The sequence below is a fragment of the Petroclostridium xylanilyticum genome (assembly GCF_002252565.1).
Lineage (GTDB): Bacteria > Bacillota > Clostridia > SK-Y3 > SK-Y3 > Petroclostridium > Petroclostridium xylanilyticum.
In genome coordinates this window covers 510,300-530,685 of the sequence record NZ_NPML01000019.1, presented here as the reverse complement: position 1 = coordinate 530,685, position 20,386 = coordinate 510,300, and the positions used below count along the sequence as shown (strand labels likewise).

Genomic DNA, 20,386 nt, shown 5'->3' with positions numbered 1-20,386 from the left:
ATCTTAATTTGACATCATCATGGAAAGGGGAGTTCTATTTTGAAAAAGAATTTAAAAAAAAGTATAAGCATGGTGCTTGTACTGGCCATGATTTTAACCAATTTGATTTCTTTTGTAACACCTGGTACTGCAAGGGCAGTATACGCTGCTGATTTATTCTTTTCCGAATATATAGAAGGCAGTAGTAATAACAAAGCGTTAGAGATTTATAATGGCACAGAAAATACGGTAAATTTATCCGAATATACCGTTGAACTGTACAGCAATGGGTCAACAAGTGCTGGCAAAACACTTACCCTTTCAGGTAACTTAGAAAGCGGAAAGGTATATGTCATTGCACATGCTTCGTCAGATCAGGCAATATTAAATAAAGCCAATATAACACATGACGTTACTTTTTTTAACGGGGATGATGCATTAGTATTAAAGCACAATGGCAATATAATAGATGTCATTGGAAAAATAGGAGAAGATCCGGGAACTGCATGGGGAAGTGGAGACTTTACAACTGCAGAGCATACTTTGGTTCGAAAAAGCAGCATTACCGGAGGAGATACAAATCCTTCAGACAGTTTCAACCCGTCAGTAGAGTGGATTAGTTATCCACAGGATACTTTTGACTATTTGGGCAGCCACACCATGGACGGTTTTGGCAGCGGACAAGAACCTGCCAACCAAGCGCCGCAGATAATCTATCCAAACCCGGTTACAAACGCCGATGCCAATTCTGATGTTACAGTAAGCTTCCGAATTAACGATGAAGATGAAACCGTAACAGCAAAAGTATATTCCAAAGCACAAAGTGCAGCAGAATATACGGTACAGGAAGCGGTTTATGGTGCTGATACAGGCCTCTATAGTGCGACGATTCATGTTGGACAAGAAGCTGTACAGTACTATATTTCGGCTGTCGATTCCAAAGGAAAAACTTCGGTTACTGCTGCATATACAATACAGTTAAATCAGCCGACAGATGTGATTACAATAGCAGAAGCAAGAACAAAAGCAGAAAATGAGACAGTAACCGTACAGGGGATAGTAACAGGAAAAGGCAGCAAGATATTTATCCAGGATGAGACGGCCGCAATTAACCTGTATAGACAAGCAGACAGTGTCAGTTATGCAGAAGGAGATACCATCAAGGTAACAGGGGTGATCGACGATTATAACGGTCTGTTGGAAATAACGAATTTCACCGTAGAAGTAGTGTCTGCAGGAGGACAAGTACCGGCACCGGTAGTATTGACCATCGACCAAATTGGGGAAGAATGGGAATCAAAAAAAATAAAACTGGAAAATGTCATCATTGGAGCTATTAATACAAATGGCAATACATTATTGACCGATGACAATGGAAAAACCATCAACATCTATAAGGTTCCGGCATTAAGCGGAATTTTGCAAGGGAACAGGGTGGATGTTACAGCTTTTGTGACCGAATATAAGGGTACTTACCAGCTTCATGTCAATAATACTTCTGATATTGTCAAATCAACCGTTGAAGATAAAAACGCAAAACTTCCTCTTATATACGGTTTTAAACCGGCAAATATGGCTTCCACGTTTAGTACCAGACCTGAAATATCCGTTGCCATTGAAAAGACCGTTTATGATATTGATACAAACGGCATAAAACTGTACGTAGATAATCAATTAGTAAATCATACTTTAACAGGAATGACGGTAAGCTATACTCCCGGTACAGATTTAAATTTTGGCGAACATGATGTTAGATTGGAAGTAACCGATGTCGGCGGAGGCACAAAAACAGCCGAGTGGTATTTTGTTGTATCCAACCGGAATGCAAGCTATAATTTCTATTACGGCATTCCCCATGCCCATACATCCTATTCTGACGGCAAAGGGACTCCGGCTGATGCTTTTGAATATGCAAGAAATAACGGATTGGACTTCCTGATTATTACGGATCATTCCAATTGGTTTGACGGGGTTCAGGGAGAAGGGAAGACACCTAATTATGAATACAATGCAAGTACCGATCAATATGAAGAAGTCCAAGATTCTGAATGGTATAAGACAAGAATACAGGCAGAACAGTTTAATGCGCAACATGGTGATTTCTTGGCGTTGAGAGGATTTGAGATGACTTTCAGCACTGTGGGACACAGTAATGTAATTAACAGCGATTCTTATGTAGAAGCCAAAAATCAGATGACCAGTTTATCAAAATTCTATGATTGGGTCAACAAGCAGGATAATGCGATTGCAGCTTTCAATCATCCAAACTGGCCTGATGATTCGTTTAACAATCTGGCTTATGTACCGGAATTGGATAGAAAAATGTCTTTGATTGAGGTGGGAAATGGAGCTCCGCCTTACAGCTATACCCGTTCGGAAGAACACTATTTTAAAGCTTTAGATAACGGATGGCATGTAGGGGCTATAAATGCCCAGGACAACCACAGCTGGAATTGGGGAGACCCTGACAATCTGACGGTTGTAATTGCAGAAGATCTTACTAAAGAAAGCTTTTTAGAAGCTTTAAGAAACAGACGGGTATATTCCACAGAAACCAGAACGCTTGAATTGACGGTAAAGGCAAACGGACATTGGATGGGGAGCGTTATCGATACCCAGCCGGGTGAAACGTTAAATTTTGAAATTGTGGCCAGGGACAGCCAGGTTCCAATAGAAAAGCTTCAGCTCATCAGCAATGGAGGAACGATTATACAGGAACAAACTTTTGATGGTGTCAACGAGGCTCAGTGGAATCCTCAAATAACAGCAGGGACAGGTGCCCAGTGGTATGTGGTAAAAGTTATCCATACAAACGGAAAATGGGGGACTGCATCGCCAATTTTCACGCCGGCAGCAGAAAATGATGTTAAAATAAATAATTTGGTAGTTGATCCAAACCCGACTCTTGAAGGTACTAACACAACATTACAGGCCACAGTAACCAATATGGGAATAAGAGATGTACAAAATATAGAAGTAAAATTCTATAAAGATAGCATCAGTGAAGACAATTTTATAGGCTCGGATACACTGCAATTTTTGGGTGCCGGTGAATCGGGAGTTTTAGAGACTGAATGGATAGCGACTGCATCGAGTTCGGTAAAAATAATTGCAAAGTTGACGGATATACCGAGAGTAACAACGGTTACAGAAATCGAGCGGCAAGTTAACATTGTTCCTTCTATCCGAAAGACTGTCTTGCTTGATAAAGCTCATGAAAATGCCGATGTTCCAGGAACAATGGTAAATTTCATGGAACTGTTGAGAAGATATGGTTACAATGTAATTCTAAACGAAAGCCCAATCACGGTGCAAACCCTTGCCAATGTAGATGTATTGGTTATCAATACACCGAGCGGAAGCAGCAAAGATTTTACTGCGGACGAAGAAGAGGCGATAGGGCAATGGGTGCGCAGTGGTGGTTCTGTCATGATTGCATCCAAGTCAAACTATGGCAATGATAGTACATTAATGAACAGTTTGATGGAAGCCATAGGTACAAATATAAGGTTTAATAATGACAATGTATATGAACCGGAAGATTCCGACAAGTACAGCGGCGGCATGGTATGGTCGGTGTATAGCTACAATCTTCCCGAGACCGAAAGCAAACTGAATGAAAACATGGAAGCCATCAGGATTTTTAGCGGATGCTCGTTGGTTAACGCACAAAATGGCCCGCTGGTAAATAATGCGGAAACCGGACTGGAGATATTGCTAGGTGGCAATGACACATCTTACAATGCAAATCCTGGTGCAAATGCATATGTATATAATGAAAAAGGGCAACTAAACGGAGAAAGCATACCTATTATTGCTAAAGAAAATGTTGGACAAGGCAAGATTGTTGCAGCAGGCAGACATTTTTATTCCGATTTTGAAATTGTAAATGACGTAAGCAATACGGCGTTAACTTTAAAACTTATAGATTGGCTGGCGGGATACAATAGAATAAGGACGATAGAAGATGTAAGAAAAAATGCCAAAGAGGGCGAAATCGTAACGGTCAAAGGGACTGTGACAGTACCTGATGAAACTTTCTATGATGTCATCTATATCCAGGATGAGACGTCGGGAGTTAGCTTATATGGAAACTATCAGGATAAAAAAGATTTGCCTATTGGTACAGAAATTATTGCAACCGGTGTTGTTCAATATTTTGAAGGTGAAATGGAAATAGCCTATGATAGTTTTGGTTATCAAATGCTGTATGTAGGACCTGTACAGGCAAAACAGCCGTTGACATTATCCACGCATGAGTCAAAGCTTCCTCAGTACACCGGAATGCTAGTAAAAACAGCAGGCAGGATTACCGAGCACAATGAACAGGGCAGCTATTTCAAAGTGGATGATGGCAGCGGAGAAGCATATATCCACGTGGACGGGTACACCGGAGTCGACATGAGCCGTTTTAAAGAAGGCGATCAGGTAGAAGTAATTGGTATAGCTTCGGTGGGTGCTGCGGGACCAAGAATAAGAGTCAGATTTAGGGAAGATATACGCTCTGTAAGCCAGGATAACAAACATATTACTATTGTGCATACCAATGACATACACGGTAGGGTAAAACCAGGAACTTATGATGGTATGGGCCTTGCAAAGGTAGCTGCAAAAATCAAGGAATTGGAAGCTCAAAATCCCGGACGTGTATTAGTACTTGATGCGGGAGATACTTTCCACGGACAGCCAATTGTAACGCTTTCCAAAGGGAAAAGCATGGTGGATATCATGAATCTGATGGGATATGACGCGATGGTGCCGGGAAATCATGATTTCAACTACGGAAAAGAAAGACTCAAAGAATTAGAGGGAATGGCGGACTTCCCAATTTTAGCTGCAAACATTGCAAACCAAGATGAGACACCATTTCTTGCTCCTTATATCATTAAAGACATAGATGGTATAAAAGTAGCAATCTTTGGTCTTGCAACCCCTGAAACAACCTATAAAACACATCCTAAAAATGTTGAGGGGCTAACCTTCAAAGACCCTGTGACAGTTGCGCAGGAAATGGTGAATGAATTGAAGGATAAATCCGATGTAATTATCGCATTAACTCATCTTGGGCTGGATGAGAGCAGCGAAGTGACAAGTGAGGATATTGCAAACGCAGTTGCAGGTATTGACTTAATTGTAGATGGACATAGCCATACTGAACTTACCCAAGGTAAATTGGTCAATGGTACATTGATTGTACAGGCGGGAGAATACGATAAGAATATCGGCTTGGTGGACATGACGGTTAGCGCTGACGGAAGTGTGAATTCTACTGCTCAGCTGATCACAAAAGCAGACGCTGAAACTATTACGGAAGATACAGAATTAAATAACCTAATTGCTCAAATTGAAGAAGAAAATGAGCAGATTACTTCAGTTGTTGTCGGAAATACTGAGGTTACTTTGGATGGAGAAAGAAATCACGTAAGAACAAATGAAACCAATCTTGGGAATCTAATAGCAGATGCCATGAGAGATGTGGCAGAGGCTGATGTTGCATTGACTAATGGAGGGGGAATAAGAGCTTCCATTAGTGTGGGAGATATTACAAAAGGGAAACTGATAGAAGTACTTCCGTTTGGAAACTATGTAGTATTAAAAGAAGTAAAAGGTTCAGATATACTGGCAGCATTGGAACACGGATTATCTGTATATCCTGCTGCAAATGGAGGTTTTCCGCATATCTCAGGAATGAGAGTAGTGTTTGACCCGTTAAGAGCACCTGGAAGCAGGGTAGTAGAAGTGACTATAGGACAAGAACCTTTAGATATCAATAAAACATATAGGCTTGCCACCAATGATTTCTTGGCAGCAGGCGGCGACAATTACACAATGTTTGCCGATGATGCAATTATAGGAGAATTTCCTGCATTGGATGAAGTTGTAGCCGAGTATATCAAAAATAACGGAACGGCAAATGCCAAGAAAGACGGAAGAATAACAAGAGCACCGTTGCAAACCAAGATAGCTGTATTTTCGGATCCTCATTACTTTGCGCCTGAACTGGGGACAAATGGTGCAGCTTTTGAAGAGTACATTGCCCAAGACAGGAAATTGATTGCCCAAAGCAGTGCAATTACACGTGCAGCAGTCGATAAGATTAAAGAAAGCGATGTGGAATTTGTACTTGTCCCCGGAGACCTTACCAAAGATGGAGAAAAATTGTCTCATGAGCAGTTTGCATCACTGTTGGCAGAACTGGAGGCAGCCGGAAAGAAAGTATATATTATTAACGGGAACCACGATATAAACAACCCCCATGCATACAGCTATAATGGTACTAACACCATTAGGGTACTGAATGTAAATCCTGAAGAATTTAAAACAGTATATAAAGATTTTGGCTATGAAGAAGCAATTGCAAAAGATCCAAATTCGTTATCCTATGTAGCAGAACCAGTTCCAGGACTATGGATTATTGCAATGGATTCCTGTGACTATAAGGCAAATGAAACAATTGGGAAACCGGTTACAAATGGAGGATTCCCAGACCAAAGGCTGGATTGGATTAGACAACAGCTAAAAGAAGCAGAAGCACGGGGCAAAACAGTAATAGGCATGATGCATCACGGAGTTGTGGAACATTTTAATGGACAGAAAGACTTATTTGGAGAATATATAGTAGATAACTGGGAAAGTGTTTCGGAAGAATTAGCGAATATGGGAATGAAGGCAGTTTTTACAGGACATTTCCATGCACAAGATATTGTTAAAAAAGAAACAGCTAATGGGAAATATATATATGACATTGAAACAGGATCTCTGGTAACTTCACCCATTCCTTATAGAATTGTTGAAATGAAGGACAACAAGCTGATAGTAACTACCAAGAAAATTATGGATATTGATTATGATACTGAAGGGAAAGGTTTCCAAGAATATGCAAGAAATTTCCTTATGCAAGGCTTAAATGGCTTGGTACCTAAAATGCTGGTTGGAATGTTAATGCAGCAAGGAATGACTCAACAGCAAGCGGAGCAGAAAGTGGCAGAACTAGGTACAGTGAAAGATCTGATTGTAAATGCTATGGTTGCACACTACCAAGGAGATGAAAGTGCTGATGACCAAATAAAAGCATTTATCAGTAGTATGCTTGAATCAACCGACCCACTGTATCAAATGTTGGGAAGTTCACTAGACAATCTTTATAACGACCCAATACCGGGAGACAATCATATCATAATTGATATGGCAACCGGCAATGCGGTGGATAATAATAGCTATATTGAAGATGAAATTTCTTTAAAATTGCTTGGACGTTACACCAGTGGTAATGGCCAAACAGGATCAGAAATTGTAAAATACGATTACCGTACACAAAAAGCATTTATTGTAAATGGAGCAGCAAGAGCAGTCGATATTGTTAAATTAACAAGCTTGCTTAATAACTACGGTTCAACAGTGGATATACCAAGAGAAAGTCGTATCCAGTTAGATATCATTACCGATTTTACTAATGGAAACTTTAATATTGGAGATATTACAAGTGTTGCTATTCATCCGGACGGAAGTTATTTTGCCGTAACAGTGCCTGAACAAGACAAAACAAAAGCAGGCAGGGTGGCATTCTTCAGCATAGAAGGCGAGTATATCGGCTATGTAACGGTAGGATTCCTGCCCGATCATCTAATCTTTACTCCTGATGGCAAAATGCTGCTGGTTGCAAATGAAGGCGAACCTATAGACAACTATGAAGCTGATCCCGAAGGAAGCGTATCCATTATTGATGTAGCGAAAGGTATTTATAGTGTAACGCAGGATGATGTTATAACAGTAGGTTTTGAAAATGTTACTATGGATAGTGATGTAATTATCAAAGCCGGTACACAGCCTAAATATGACCTTGAACCTGAATATATTGTTGTAGACAGAGACAGCAAAACTGCTTATGTTGCACTGCAGGAAAATAATGCAATTGCAAAACTTGACCTTGGCAGCAAGCAATTTACACATGTACATGGGCTGGGATTTAAGGACTTCTCAATAAGCGGACTAGATGCATCAGATAAGGATGGAGGAATAAACATCAAACCGTGGCCCGTATTAGGGATGTATATGCCCGATGGAATAGAAATATTCGAAAAAGATGGGAAAACATATATTCTCACTCCGAATGAAGGTGATGGGAGAGAATACGGCAGATACACAAATGAGACTAAGGTAAGCAAACTTTCTTCAAAATTGGCGTTAAAAGCTGAATATTTTGACGGATATACACAAGAACAATTGGACAATATGCTGTCGGATATAGTAAAAGAGTCTCAAATGGGTAATCTGAAGGTTTCAAGTGAAATGGGAGTAAATTCCGATGGCAAGTATGAAGCCTTGTATACATTTGGGGCAAGATCTTTTTCAATATGGGATGCCAGCGATTTTAGCCTTGTTTATGACAGTGGAAATGAGTTTGAAAAAGTCATTGCACAAAGGCTTCCACAATACTTTAACACAACCAATGATGAAAATGTTTTTGATGATAGAAGTGATAATAAAGGGCCAGAACCCGAAGATGTGAGAGTTGGGAAAATTGGGAACAAATATTATGCTTTTGTCGGCTTGGAACGTGTCGGAGGGATTATGGTATATGATATCACTAATCCAAGCCAAGCAAAATTTGTAACTTATTATACAAGCAGAGATTTTTCAAATGACGATCAAGTTGCAGGCGACAGTGGACCAGAAGGACTCATGTTTATTCCGGGAGACAAGAGTCCCAATGGAAGACCGCTTTTACTTGCAGCCCATGAAATAACTGGAACACTTGCAGTATATGAAATCTGTGGTTCTAATAACGATGAAAGCGGTGACAGTTCCGGCCAAAATACAGAAACTACTACCGAAACAAAAACGGCTGAAAAAATAATTCAAGATATCAGCAAAGAGCTTGAAAAATTAGCCGGAAAAGTTGACAGTGCAAGGAATTTGGAAGTTGAGAATATGATTAGAAAAGCCATAAAAGAAGCTGGTACCGTAGTTTTAGACAATACCCAAGTAAAAGTACAAGGGCAGAAAGCGGAGATAGAAGTAAAAGAAAATGTATTAAAAGGAGCAATAGAAAACGTAGTTGCAGTATGGAAGGAATTAGAGCAAAAGACAAAAGAAATAGGTATTGAAGTAAAGGTTGAAAAAATAGTAAATATTGAAATTGAAAATATTGAAGGGTTGAAAGAAATAGCAGCAAAACTTCCAGCTAACCTATTAACGCTGGCAAAATCAAATGGCATTGACAGGATAGCAGTGAACACAGGGCTTGCAACGGTTGCCATTACACCCGATGCCTTTAAAGATGACAGCAATAAAGCTGTACAATATGTAGAATTGTCTGTTGTTAATGTGGATAAAACCACATTACCAGAAAATGTTTTGGATAAAATTTCTAACAAACCGGTATATGATTTTAACGCCTTTGTGGATGGAAATAAGGTAAGCAGCTTTAATGGTAAAAAGGCGGTAAGGATTACTATTGACTATAGTCTTATAAAAGGAGAAGTACCGGATAAAATTGTTGTATATCATATCGATGATAATGGACAATTTAAAGCTATGAAAAATTGTAAATACAATGTGACTACAGGTAAAGTGACTTTTACTACCAATCACTTTAGCAAATATGCCGCAATGCAGTCTAATGTTACTTTTGAAGACATTGCATCTGTGACATGGGCAAAAGACTATATTGAAGCGCTGGCTGGAAGGGAAATAATCAGCGGTACGGGAAATAATAAGTTTGAACCTGAAGCAAAAGTAACAAGAGAACAGTTTATTAAAATGCTTGTAGAAGCCTTTGGGTTTGTAGATGATACTGCAACAGCAACTTTTGACGATGTAACTCCAAATGCATGGTACTACAAATATGTTGCATCTGCCTACAAAGCTGGTATTGTAGATGGTATAGGAGGTAATAAGTTTGGTGTGGGAAGCAGCATTACCAGACAGGACATGGCAACAATGGCATACAGGGCTTTAAAGGCTGCAGGAGCTAAAATTAATACTATCAATAGAGAATTAACATTTGCCGATAAATCGCAGATCAGCAGTTATGCAACGGAAGCAATAGCGGTAATGCAAAAAGAGAATATTATAAGCGGAGTAGGAGACAACAGGTTTGCCCCAAAGGAAAATTCAACCAGGGCACAAGCAGCAAAAATATTATTTGGTTTATATAAACTCATAGATTAGTAATATAAAAAGGCTTCATATGTATAACCAATAATTAAATAGCATATGATGCTATATTGAATTCGGCATTCATGAATTCTTTTAGTAGGGGAGATGGATGTCGAATTTATTTATAATTTTGATATTAACTGTCACGCCGGTCAAACTCGGCACAGTTTACCTATTAACCTCTTAAAAAAATTAATAGGACAATCCACCATTCTAATATGATGTACTAAACAAACTTTCAGGAGGTTAAAGTGTGAGTAATGATTTAAAAAATACGTTTAAAATAGCGAGCGTATACACCGGGACAATTTTGGGAGCTGGGTTTGCTTCGGGACAGGAGATAAAACAATTCTTTATTGTATATGGGTATCAAAGTATATATGGGATCATACTATCGGGAATATTATTTGCTCTTATTGGCGCAGTTGTCCTGAATAAGATATATTCAAATAAAATCCGCAGCTACGACCAATATGTCATCCCTTTGATTGGAAAGGGGTTAGGACATTTCGTTGAATTGGTAGTATCTTTGTTTATGCTGTCCGGTTTTTGTGTAATGGTAGCCGGTAGTGGTGCGATATTTGATGAAGGATTTGGTATAAGCAGGGAAATAGGAATTATAGTGATGGTCGGCTTATGCATAATTGTTTTCCTTAATGATATTAAAGGAGTGGTAGCGGTAAACGAGATATTAACACCGGTAATGATAATAGGAATAGCATTTCTGGGAAGCTATATATTGATATTCAAGGATACAGGTGTGATGTCGTTTATATATGTTGTCCAAAAGGTAACTCATAACTGGTTTTCATCTGCATTGATATATGTCAGTTATAATACGCTTACAATTGTTGTAATTCTAACGGCGTTATGTCCTTTGCTTACCAAAAGAAAAGTAGCTATAATGGGTGGAATACTTGGAGGAATTTCATTAGGGGTAATGGCTTTTATATTATGGGCAGTAATGCAAATGTTTTACTCAGAAATATTACCTTACGAAATTCCATTCTTACATATAGCAATGAAAAAAGGCAGGATAATAGAATTAATCTATACATTTATTTTATTTAGTGCCATGTTTACTACAGCAGTGTCAAATGGCTACGGTTTTATGAATAGAGTAATCCAATGGACCGGAATAAACAAAACACTTTGCGTTTTTACTTTTTGTATATTATCTATTCCTTTTGCACATATGGGTTTTTCAAATCTGGTAAAAGGGTTATATTCATTTTTTGGATATCTAGGATTGTTTATGGCTGTTGTTACGTTATTTGACGGTATAAAAATATTGATTTCCAGGCATTAAAAGTAAAGCCTGGTACCTTTGGTGCAACTCATGATGCAGATCGATATATACCCGGGCGCATTTAATATTCTTGAAGAATATTATGGAAAGAACGTTGCGGAAAGGCTTAGAGCCTAGAATAATATTCTTCAAAAATAAAATATACGCCCGATGTACCCGGTAGCATATCCAACTTGAATGGCAAATATATATTTAATATAGCACAAAAAAATATCTTGCTAATCTTACCTGTTTTGCCGGCAAACAAAATATTAATAACTGGCTAAAGAAAGGAGTAGAAAAGCACTTTTTAAATATAAGGCAATAAGAGGAAAGATATAGTAAGGTAATGAATGGAGAGATACAATTGAAGAAAATCTATGTACTTGACACCAATGTATTACTTCAATCACCACAAGCACTCCTATCCTTTGGCGATAACATTGTTGTTTTGCCGGAAGTGGTTTTAGAGGAACTGGATAAGTTTAAAAAAGAACCTGGGGAATTGGGTGCGAATGCAAGGTATGTGGCACGTTATCTTGATAAACTGAGAGAAAAAGGGAGGTTAAACGAGGGGGTACCCCTGGATAATGGCGGAACATTAAGGGTAGAAATGAACCATTATAATGTAAAGCTCCCAAAAAGCTGGGATAAATATTCATGTGATAATAGGATACTCCAGGTCTGTAAGGGATTAAAAGAAGATGGTTATTCCGTATTTTTAATTACAAAGGATATTTTTGAAAGGATAAAAGGAGATATCGTTGATGTAATAGCACAGGATTTCTTCAGTGAACAGGTCCCCAAATATGAAGAACAGTATACGGGAAGAATTGAAGTATATGCCCATCCAGATAAAATCAATGAATTTTATAGCAATCATAAACCGATAAAACTTGAAGATGTTGCAGTCTATCAAGAGAATGATATACCTGTAATACCCGAATTGGAGATTAACCAATTCCTGATAATCCATTCGTTTAATAATTCTAAACAAACGGCTCTAGGGAGATTTAACGGTAAAGAAATTGTACCTTTAAATTATTTAAATATTAATCCTTTTGGAGTTACCCCGAGAAATGCCGGGCAGAAATTCATGCAGGAAGCACTCTTTGCCGATACAGATTCAGTCCCTCTGGTAATAGTTAAGGGACCGGCAGGAACAGCAAAAACCTTTTATGCCCTGGCTGTAGGATTACATAAAATTCTTGAAGAAAGGACTAAAATGTATAGAAAGATCCTGATTCTCCGCCCAAATGTCATGATGGATGAAGAACTTGGATTTTTACCTGGAACAGAGGAAGAAAAGATTGCACCCTTTATGCGCCCAATTCGGGATAATCTGGAGATATTAATTGATAATGACGATGAACGCAGGTATTATAACGAAAAGGAACTAAAGGACAAAGTAGATGAATTATTTGACAGAAAAATTATCACCAGTGAGGCAATTGCTTACCTTAGAGGGAGGTCAATCAACCGTCACTGGGTAATCATAGATGAAGCTCAAAACCTAACGCCCAAACAGGTAAAAGGTATTATCACCAGGGCGGGAATGGGAACAAAAATTATACTTTTAGGTGATCCCCATCAAATAGACCATCCATTTTTGGATGAGCGTACCAACGGGTTATGCTACGCAGCAGAAAAAATGAAAGGAAGCAAGCTGTGCTGCCAGATCACATTGACGGAAAATGAATGTGAAAGATCACCGCTGGCTTATGAGGCGGCGACAAGGATGTAAATAAACCATAACCAAGGGTTGCAGCAGGTTTGGCCGGGATGCGGAATCTTTATCCGAAACCATTGAAAAAGTGCCCCTGATTCTAGAGGCACTTTTTCAGTGGTCTTAATCTTTAGTCTCTACTTCTGACTTCTCGTAATTAAAATACTTAATAACTCCCTGTACAATTAATTCAGCAATTTCATGCTGGTGACTTTCTTTTTGCAGTAATGTTCTATCAGTAGTATTTGAGATAAAACCTGCCTCAACAATTACACCCGGGGGAGAAGTTTCACGTAGGACCACATAATCACCTTTAGCAGCAAGATGTTTGGCCTTTGCACCTATATTTTCATAAGCTGAAAGGGTATTTAAAGATTGTTGTATACACTCCGCAAGATATTTGCTTTTTTCACTGGAACCATGGTAAAATACCATTGGGCCCAGTGTACTTGAACTGTTTCTTATGCAGTTGGCGTGAATACTGATAAAAACATCAGCCTGACTTTTATTTACTATATTTACTCTCGCATTAAGGTCTTCACGGTGGCGGCTGCCGTTCTTTTTATGGTCATCTAGTGAATCATCGATTTCTCTGGTCATAATCACCGATGCCCCTTTTGTTGTTAAATGCTGTTTAAGTTTAAGTCCAATTGCAAGATTGATATCTTTTTCAAGTACTTTTCCTTCATAGTGCGTACCACTATCTACTCCACCGTGTCCAGGATCGACTACGATAATTTTCCCTGATAATTCTCCGGTATGAGGTATTTTTTTTATATTTGCCCGGATAACGGCAGCAGGCAGTAAAAATAAAATAACAGCAATAACTGCCACACATATTATTCCTTTCCAGGTAATATAAATAAGAATACATTTATGCATCTTACCTGCTCCTTTAAACTTATTACGCAATAAATGTATTCTTGAAATGAAAAAATATTCGTATTTGCTAAAAAAAGTTTGAGATTAAGTAGGTCCTTCGGCACACTCACCGCAGTGGCCCATGCATGGCTTTGTTTGGTTGACCATAATAGTAAAAAAGCAAATCTGTTTTAATAAAAACATGAGAGATAATTAGATATATAAAGAAAAGAAGAGATATAATAATGTAAATTATAGTTATGGAGTAAATTAAACTTTGAATAATAGCATAAAATATATTAAGATATACAAGTGTCGCGGTGAGAGTCGCTAAGTAGCGGGGTTTAGCGCAGTTTGGTAGCGCACATGGTTTGGGACCATGGGGCCGGGGGTTCAAGTCCCTCAACCCCGACCATTAATTGGCATATCAAAATGTTTGACTAAAGTTTTGAGATGTGCTATTATATTTCTCGCAGTATAAGCAGCATAATTTTATGGGCGCATAGCTCAGCTGGGAGAGCACCTGCCTTACAAGCAGGGGGTCATAGGTTCGAGCCCTATTGTGCCCACCATAAATTAGATTAGATATAAATAAATATGTGTGCTGGCGTAGCTCAATAGGCAGAGCAGCTGACTTGTAATCAGCAGGTTGATGGTTCGATTCCGTTCGCCAGCTCCATCTATCTGGAGGGGTTCCCGAGTGGCCAAAGGGGGCAGACTGTAAATCTGTTGCTTCACAGCTTCGATGGTTCGAATCCATCCCCCTCCACCACAAAAACTGTAGCTAATATAGCTACAGTTTTTTTAATATTGCAGCATTTTGTATTATATTAACAGGAAAAGAGGAGTAGAATGAGTAAGTTTAATGCGATCGCTCTTGCAGTAACAGTAGGCATATTTTTAGCAGTTCAACCACCCGTTAATGCCGGTCTGGGGAAAGTAGTGTCACCAAGAGTTGCTGCGTTACATAGCTTCCTGACCGGAACAGTGGTATTATTTTTAATTAACATATTCTATAGAAATTTAGGTGCTTATGCAAGTATAATAAAAGTACATCCTATTTACTGGATAGGAGGACTTTTAGGGGTTGTAATAGTATTATTTACTATTCAAGTGATTCCGGTTTTGGGCACGGGTACAACGCTATCCATTTTTGTTGCAGTCCAACTAATAATTGGTGTGTTAATAGATCATTTTGGAATGTTTGGAGTACCTCGTTCACCCATTGGAATACTAAAAATACTAGGGATTGTTTTTATGTTAATTGGTGTCAGGCTGGTAATAAAATAATTTATTTAAAAGGGTATTTTTCTGTTGAATCTTTTATTTATTAGAGGTAATATTATATAGAAATGTGAGGTTGCAGATAACGAATTTTGCTTTAAGCACGTTATCTTTAAAAGTAGGAGATGATTAAAAATGAATGTCAAAAAATACATTATACTTGTTTTAAGTATAGTTAGTGTTTTTGTTGCAGTTACAGGGGGAATTATTGCAGCAAATCTTGCATTCCAATCTCAAACTTCTGAGAATAATAAGGCTCAGCCTGATGTGCTGGATAAAACACAGCCTTTTCAACTAGGTAAAAAGATTAATGTTTTAATCATGGGCACTGATGGCAGTGAAGCGCGTTCGGATGTCATGATTGTAGCAAGTTTGGATTCTAAAAATAAAAAATTAAATATGCTTTCCATCCCTAGAGATACAAGGGTGAAGATAAACAATAAGTACCAGAAGATTAATGCTGCATTAACGTTAGGAAAAGAAGAATTAGCAATAAGAAAAGTTAAAGAAATCACTGGCATGCCTATACACTATTATGTAACAGTAAATTTTAAAGGATTTAGAAATATTATTGATATATTAGGTGGTGTTGATATTGATGTACCGGTGAATATGAACTATGATGACCCGGTTCAGGATTTACACATCCATCTGAAAAAAGGTATGCAGCATCTAGACGGTAAAAAGGCAGAGCAGTTTGTACGTTACAGACAGTATCCGGAAGGAGATATTGGCAGGATTAAGGCACAACAAGCATTTATAAAGGCACTGTTGGAACAAAAACTAAGATTGGAATATCTATCTAAAGCAAATGACATATTTAAAGCAATTAAGGAAAATGTTAAGACAAATATTACTGCTGCAGACGTTGCTAAAAATTTATCAATGATAAAAGCCCTTAATTCTAACAATATACAGATGTATCAACTTCCCGGTGAACCTAAAATGATAAACGGTGCATCCTATTTTGTTGCCGATGATCAAAAGACCATATCATTAATAGAAGAAAGTTTTGGGTACAAATTAAGTTTAAAATAAGGGATTGTAATATATTTACACTAAAAAAACTGGTTAGTTTATGTTATAATTAGTAAAAAGCGCTTAAGAACCCGACATAAGTGTCGGGTTTTGTTTTGTAGATTGTGAGGTGAGGTTATGGATCCAGTAACTCATGCATTAATAGGTATGGGGATATCTAAATTGGGGGGACAGCCAATGTCCATGGATAATCCTGCTTTTGTGGGAGCTGTATTGGGTTCTATGGCGCCTGATCTGGATATTGTTCTGCAGAAATGGGGAGATTATGTATATTTAAAAAATCATAGGGGAATATCCCACTCGGTTGTGAGCCTGGCAGCTTTTGCAGGAATCATAACCCTGTGCCTGATGCCCTTTTATAAGCAATTTGTTTTTTTAAATGTATGGTTATGGTCATTTTTAGGCTGTTTATCCCATAGTGGAATTGATATGCTTAATTCCTATGGAGTTCAATTTTTGTGGCCGCTTTATAAAAAGAAGCTGGCCTTTGGGCTTTTCATTATCTTTGACCCTATTGTTTTCTTGCTTCTTTTTCTGTACCTAATACTTGAGGGTACCCTTGCAAATGCTATGTCAGTTGGTTTGGTATCCTATATCGTTATTCGTGCATCTATGCTGTATGGTGTTAGACATAAAGTTAAACTTTATTTTGATGTAACCAAGAAAGATGTAAATATTATGCCTTCCATGTTAGGGTTATTTAAATGGCATTTTATTGTGCGAAGGTCTGAAAGGATTATCGTTGGTGAAAAAAATGTATTTAAAAGAAATGTTAAGATTTTAGAAGAATTAAAGATGTTGGAACAGCAGTTAATGAATAAAGTGATCAAGACTCCAATAGCGAAATTCTTTGCCGAATTTACTCCATGCTACCATATTGTATGGGATGATGGGAAAAAGGTATTTAAATTTATAGATGTACGTTATTATATAAGAAATACCTTTTTACACCATGCTACAGCAAAAGTAAATGATGATTTCGAAGTTATAGACCAAAAGTTTCACCCTTATTCAATGAAGAGGAATGTAGATATACCTATATGATAATTAAGAATTTTAAAAAGACTGTGAAAAGTAAATTAGCTTTTTATGGTCTTTTTTCTATGTAAATTAATATGCATAATGTTTACTGATAGATTGACGTGAGTTTATAGTCATAGATATAATAAATAAAAAAGTAAAGTATAAGTATTTGAGGTGATAACTTGGAGTGGATGGATTGGGATAGTTTGAAAAAACAATGTTATAATTGCCATAAATGTAGTTTGGCACAGAAGAGGAATAACGTAGTTTTTGGGGAAGGTAATCCCAAGGCGAAACTGATGTTTGTAGGAGAAGGTCCGGGGGCGGATGAAGATAGTACCGGCAGACCCTTTGTAGGAAGGGCAGGACAGCTGTTGACTAAAGCGATAGAAGCAATTGGGCTAAAAAGGGAAGATGTATATATTGCCAATGTTGTCAAATGCAGGCCGCCAGGGAATAGAGTGCCTGCTCCTGACGAGGCGGAAACCTGTATTCAATATTTACGGAATCAGGTACTGTTAATAAAGCCAAAGATTATCGTATGTCTTGGAGCAACCGCAATGAAATATATTATAGACTCTCAGGCTCAAATTAGCAAGGTACGAGGAGAATGGATAGAGAGGAAGGGTTACTGGCTCATGCCCACCTTTCACCCGGCCGCCTTACTTAGAGATGAGTCTAAAAAGATTCCCTTTTGGGAGGATTTCAAAAAAGTAAGGGAGAAGCTCGAATTATTGGATAGTGAATAGTAGATGTGGAGTAGTGGAAAGAATAGATTAAGAATTAAAAGTATTTCCGATGAGAATGGAGAGTTATAAATTGGATAAAAAAGATCAAATGAGCAAGCTATATGAAAATTACAAAGAGCAGTTTGAAGACAAGGAAATTGTTTTTGGGGACGGTAATGTTGATGCTCAGTTGTTATTAATAGGAGAAGCTCCAGGTAAGGATGAAGTCAGGCTATCTAAACCTTTTGTGGGGATGGCGGGAAAAAATCTCAGTGAGTTTTTAGAAGTGCTGGAGATGGATAGAGAATCTATTTATATAACCAATGCAATTAAATATAGGCTTTCAAAAATTAACCCAAAAACCGGAAGAACTGTTAACAGACCTGCAACACAGGAGGAAGTCAGGCAGAATAGAGAATATCTTTTAAAAGAGATAATAATTATCAATCCTACATATATCGTGACTTTAGGAAATGTTCCATTAAGGGCCGTAACAGATGATTATGATATCAGTATTGGAGAGGTCCATGGTGAATCGGAATTGATATCAATATCAAACACTGAATATTATCTTTTTCCCCTTTATCATCCAGCTAGTATTATTTATAATAGGGGGCTAAAGGATATATATGTTCAAGATATAAAAAAGTTAAAGGATATATTGCGACAAAAAAGCAAAAAATTTTAGAAAATACCCCCAAAAAGCTTTTGTATTATTCGAATATATATAATGCAAAACAAAAAGATAAAAAACAGGGGGTATTTAGTAATGAAGAAGCTATTAAGTGTTTTAATTGTAACTGCGATGATTTCTGCAAATGCATCTATTGCAATGGCAAAGGGAAATGAAAAGAGCAATAGCACTAAAATAGCACTAACGGACGTGGTAAGGTGCAAATAGAACAAACTCTGGAAACTGGTACAGCAACTGAAGAAAATATTAATGAAGGTCAAGAAATAAAAGTTCAAAACCGAGAAGAGATAAAAACCAAAATTATAGAATTGAAAAGCCGGATAAAAGATCTGAAAGATCAAATTGAAGCAGTAAAAGAGCAGTTTAAAGCAGTAAGAAACAATAAAGAAGCTAGAAAAGAAATTCTTGCTGAAATTGCTAAAATGAAAAAGGAAGCCAACGACACTACGATAGGTGTGTTCGTAAGAGGTAAAGATGTGAAATTTGATGTTCCGCCTGTTATAAAGGGCGGCAGAACTCTTATCCCTGTAAGAGCTGTTGTAAATGCTCTGGGGGCAAAGGTTGAATGGGATGAAGCAACCAGAACTGTTACCATTATAAAAGAAGTTGCTAACACTGAGACAAATAATACTGCCCAGGTGGTAATTAAATTGCAAATTGATAGTGCTATCGCTACAGTGGATGGAAAAGAAGTTCAATTGGATTGTGCTGCAGAAATCAATGACAGCAGGACTATTGTTCCTCTAAGATTTATAGCTGAAACCTTTGGTTTAAAAGTGGATTGGGATGAAGAAAGCAGTACAGTAATTGTTGAAGATGAAGCTGAGGAAGATGGGCAACCCACTTCCGACTCTGACATTGCTTCCACAGAAGAAGGTCCCCAAGCGGATGGAACTACAACAACTGGAGAAATTACTCAAACTGAAGGTACTGCTCCAGTAGAGGGAGCCATTCAGGTAGATGGAACTACATCTGATTCCACAACTACAGACAGTGAAATAGAACAGGACGCTGGAACAACAGAGGATACTGTAAATAGTACTTCTAATGATGGAGCTCAAACTGAACAAACAGGTGCCAACTAAATCTGGTAATTTACATAATATCAATAAAGATTATGTAAAATAAATAGATATCAAAAGAATTAAAATTTTGAGGCTGCTGATATACATATTTTGTCAGCAGTCTTTACTTTTTTAGATTGTGAGGATTTTTTCTATCCAAATTCCATTTTAAAAGGGTTATGAATTAGATAGCTGCGTGCTTCTAAAATTGAATATAAGTAGAAGCATTTTTTCAGCAGTTTCGGGCGTGCCCGGCGGAGCCGTAATTCGCTAACTGGTGCAAGTCCAGTCCAAGTAACCACCAAGGAGCTTGGGTCAAAGACCAGCGTCAACAGAGATGTGGACGTTGAAGCGTCTTGGAAAGCTTTGATAGAAGCCGACAAAGTTTCAGACCGTTATAATCAATATTAAACAAAAGAGATGTATAAAGCAGCGTAAGTGAAAAAAGAATAGCATAGAGTAAATAAATTTACATAATGTTAATCTATCGCATTTAATAGGATTAAGTTTCATTTGAATAAAATAGTAGTTATGTGTTAT

The 20,386-nt window shown here is 37.8% G+C and carries 11 protein-coding genes and 4 tRNA genes; 14 read left to right on the top strand and 1 reads right to left on the bottom strand.

Annotated elements, in window-relative coordinates:
• The first annotated feature begins 39 nt into the window (after window positions 1–39).
• From CIB29_RS14605 to CIB29_RS14595, 3 genes are all read left to right on the top strand, one after another.
• Window positions 40–10,152 carry a choice-of-anchor I family protein gene (locus CIB29_RS14605; RefSeq protein WP_094550879.1) on the top strand — a complete coding sequence of 3,371 codons (10,113 nt, stop codon included), beginning with the start codon at window positions 40–42 and terminating at the stop codon, window positions 10,150–10,152.
• A gap of 241 nt (window positions 10,153–10,393) precedes the next feature.
• The gene (locus tag CIB29_RS14600; protein ID WP_094550877.1) at window positions 10,394–11,449 is read left to right on the top strand and encodes a YkvI family membrane protein; all 1,056 of its coding nucleotides are present in this window, start codon (window positions 10,394–10,396) and stop codon (window positions 11,447–11,449) included.
• Between the two features lie 346 nt (window positions 11,450–11,795).
• The gene (locus CIB29_RS14595; protein WP_094550875.1) at window positions 11,796–13,172 is read left to right on the top strand and encodes a PhoH family protein; all 1,377 of its coding nucleotides are present in this window, start codon (window positions 11,796–11,798) and stop codon (window positions 13,170–13,172) included.
• A 105-nt stretch (window positions 13,173–13,277) separates the two neighbouring features.
• Here the strand turns inward: CIB29_RS14595 and CIB29_RS14590 are convergent, their stop codons facing one another.
• A complete protein-coding gene (locus tag CIB29_RS14590; protein ID WP_094550874.1) occupies window positions 13,278–14,036 on the bottom strand; it encodes an N-acetylmuramoyl-L-alanine amidase family protein in 759 nt (252 codons plus the stop codon).
• A gap of 317 nt (window positions 14,037–14,353) precedes the next feature.
• Between CIB29_RS14590 and CIB29_RS14585 the strand changes: the two genes are divergently transcribed.
• The 11 genes from CIB29_RS14585 to CIB29_RS14540 all read left to right on the top strand — a co-directional run bounded on the left by CIB29_RS14585 (window position 14,354) and on the right by CIB29_RS14540 (window position 19,867).
• A tRNA-Pro gene (locus tag CIB29_RS14585) sits at window positions 14,354–14,430 on the top strand.
• A gap of 81 nt (window positions 14,431–14,511) precedes the next feature.
• Window positions 14,512–14,587, top strand: a tRNA-Val gene (locus CIB29_RS14580).
• Window positions 14,588–14,618: 31 nt separating this feature from the next.
• Window positions 14,619–14,694: transfer RNA gene (locus CIB29_RS14575), tRNA-Thr, on the top strand.
• A 7-nt stretch (window positions 14,695–14,701) separates the two neighbouring features.
• Window positions 14,702–14,787, top strand: a tRNA-Tyr gene (locus CIB29_RS14570).
• 80 nt (window positions 14,788–14,867) lie between these two features.
• Complete coding sequence (locus CIB29_RS14565; protein ID WP_094550872.1) at window positions 14,868–15,305, top strand: DMT family transporter; 438 nt, start codon at window positions 14,868–14,870, stop codon at window positions 15,303–15,305.
• Between the two features lie 129 nt (window positions 15,306–15,434).
• On the top strand, window positions 15,435–16,337 hold the full coding sequence (locus CIB29_RS14560) for an LCP family protein (protein ID WP_094550870.1): 903 nt from the start codon (window positions 15,435–15,437) through the stop codon (window positions 16,335–16,337).
• Window positions 16,338–16,454: 117 nt separating this feature from the next.
• Complete coding sequence (locus tag CIB29_RS14555; protein ID WP_094550868.1) at window positions 16,455–17,381, top strand: metal-dependent hydrolase; 927 nt, start codon at window positions 16,455–16,457, stop codon at window positions 17,379–17,381.
• A 170-nt stretch (window positions 17,382–17,551) separates the two neighbouring features.
• On the top strand, window positions 17,552–18,109 hold the full coding sequence (locus tag CIB29_RS14550) for a uracil-DNA glycosylase (RefSeq protein ID WP_094551153.1): 558 nt from the start codon (window positions 17,552–17,554) through the stop codon (window positions 18,107–18,109).
• Between the two features lie 70 nt (window positions 18,110–18,179).
• Entirely contained in the window at window positions 18,180–18,776 is a 597-nt protein-coding gene (locus CIB29_RS14545; RefSeq protein WP_094550866.1) for a uracil-DNA glycosylase, read from the top strand.
• A gap of 81 nt (window positions 18,777–18,857) precedes the next feature.
• The gene (locus CIB29_RS19520) at window positions 18,858–18,989 is read left to right on the top strand and encodes a hypothetical protein (protein ID WP_278335864.1); all 132 of its coding nucleotides are present in this window, start codon (window positions 18,858–18,860) and stop codon (window positions 18,987–18,989) included.
• A complete protein-coding gene (locus CIB29_RS14540) occupies window positions 18,980–19,867 on the top strand; it encodes a copper amine oxidase N-terminal domain-containing protein (RefSeq protein WP_094550864.1) in 888 nt (295 codons plus the stop codon). Before CIB29_RS19520 ends, CIB29_RS14540 begins: the two co-directional genes overlap by 10 nt.
• The last annotated feature ends 519 nt before the right edge of the window (window positions 19,868–20,386 follow it).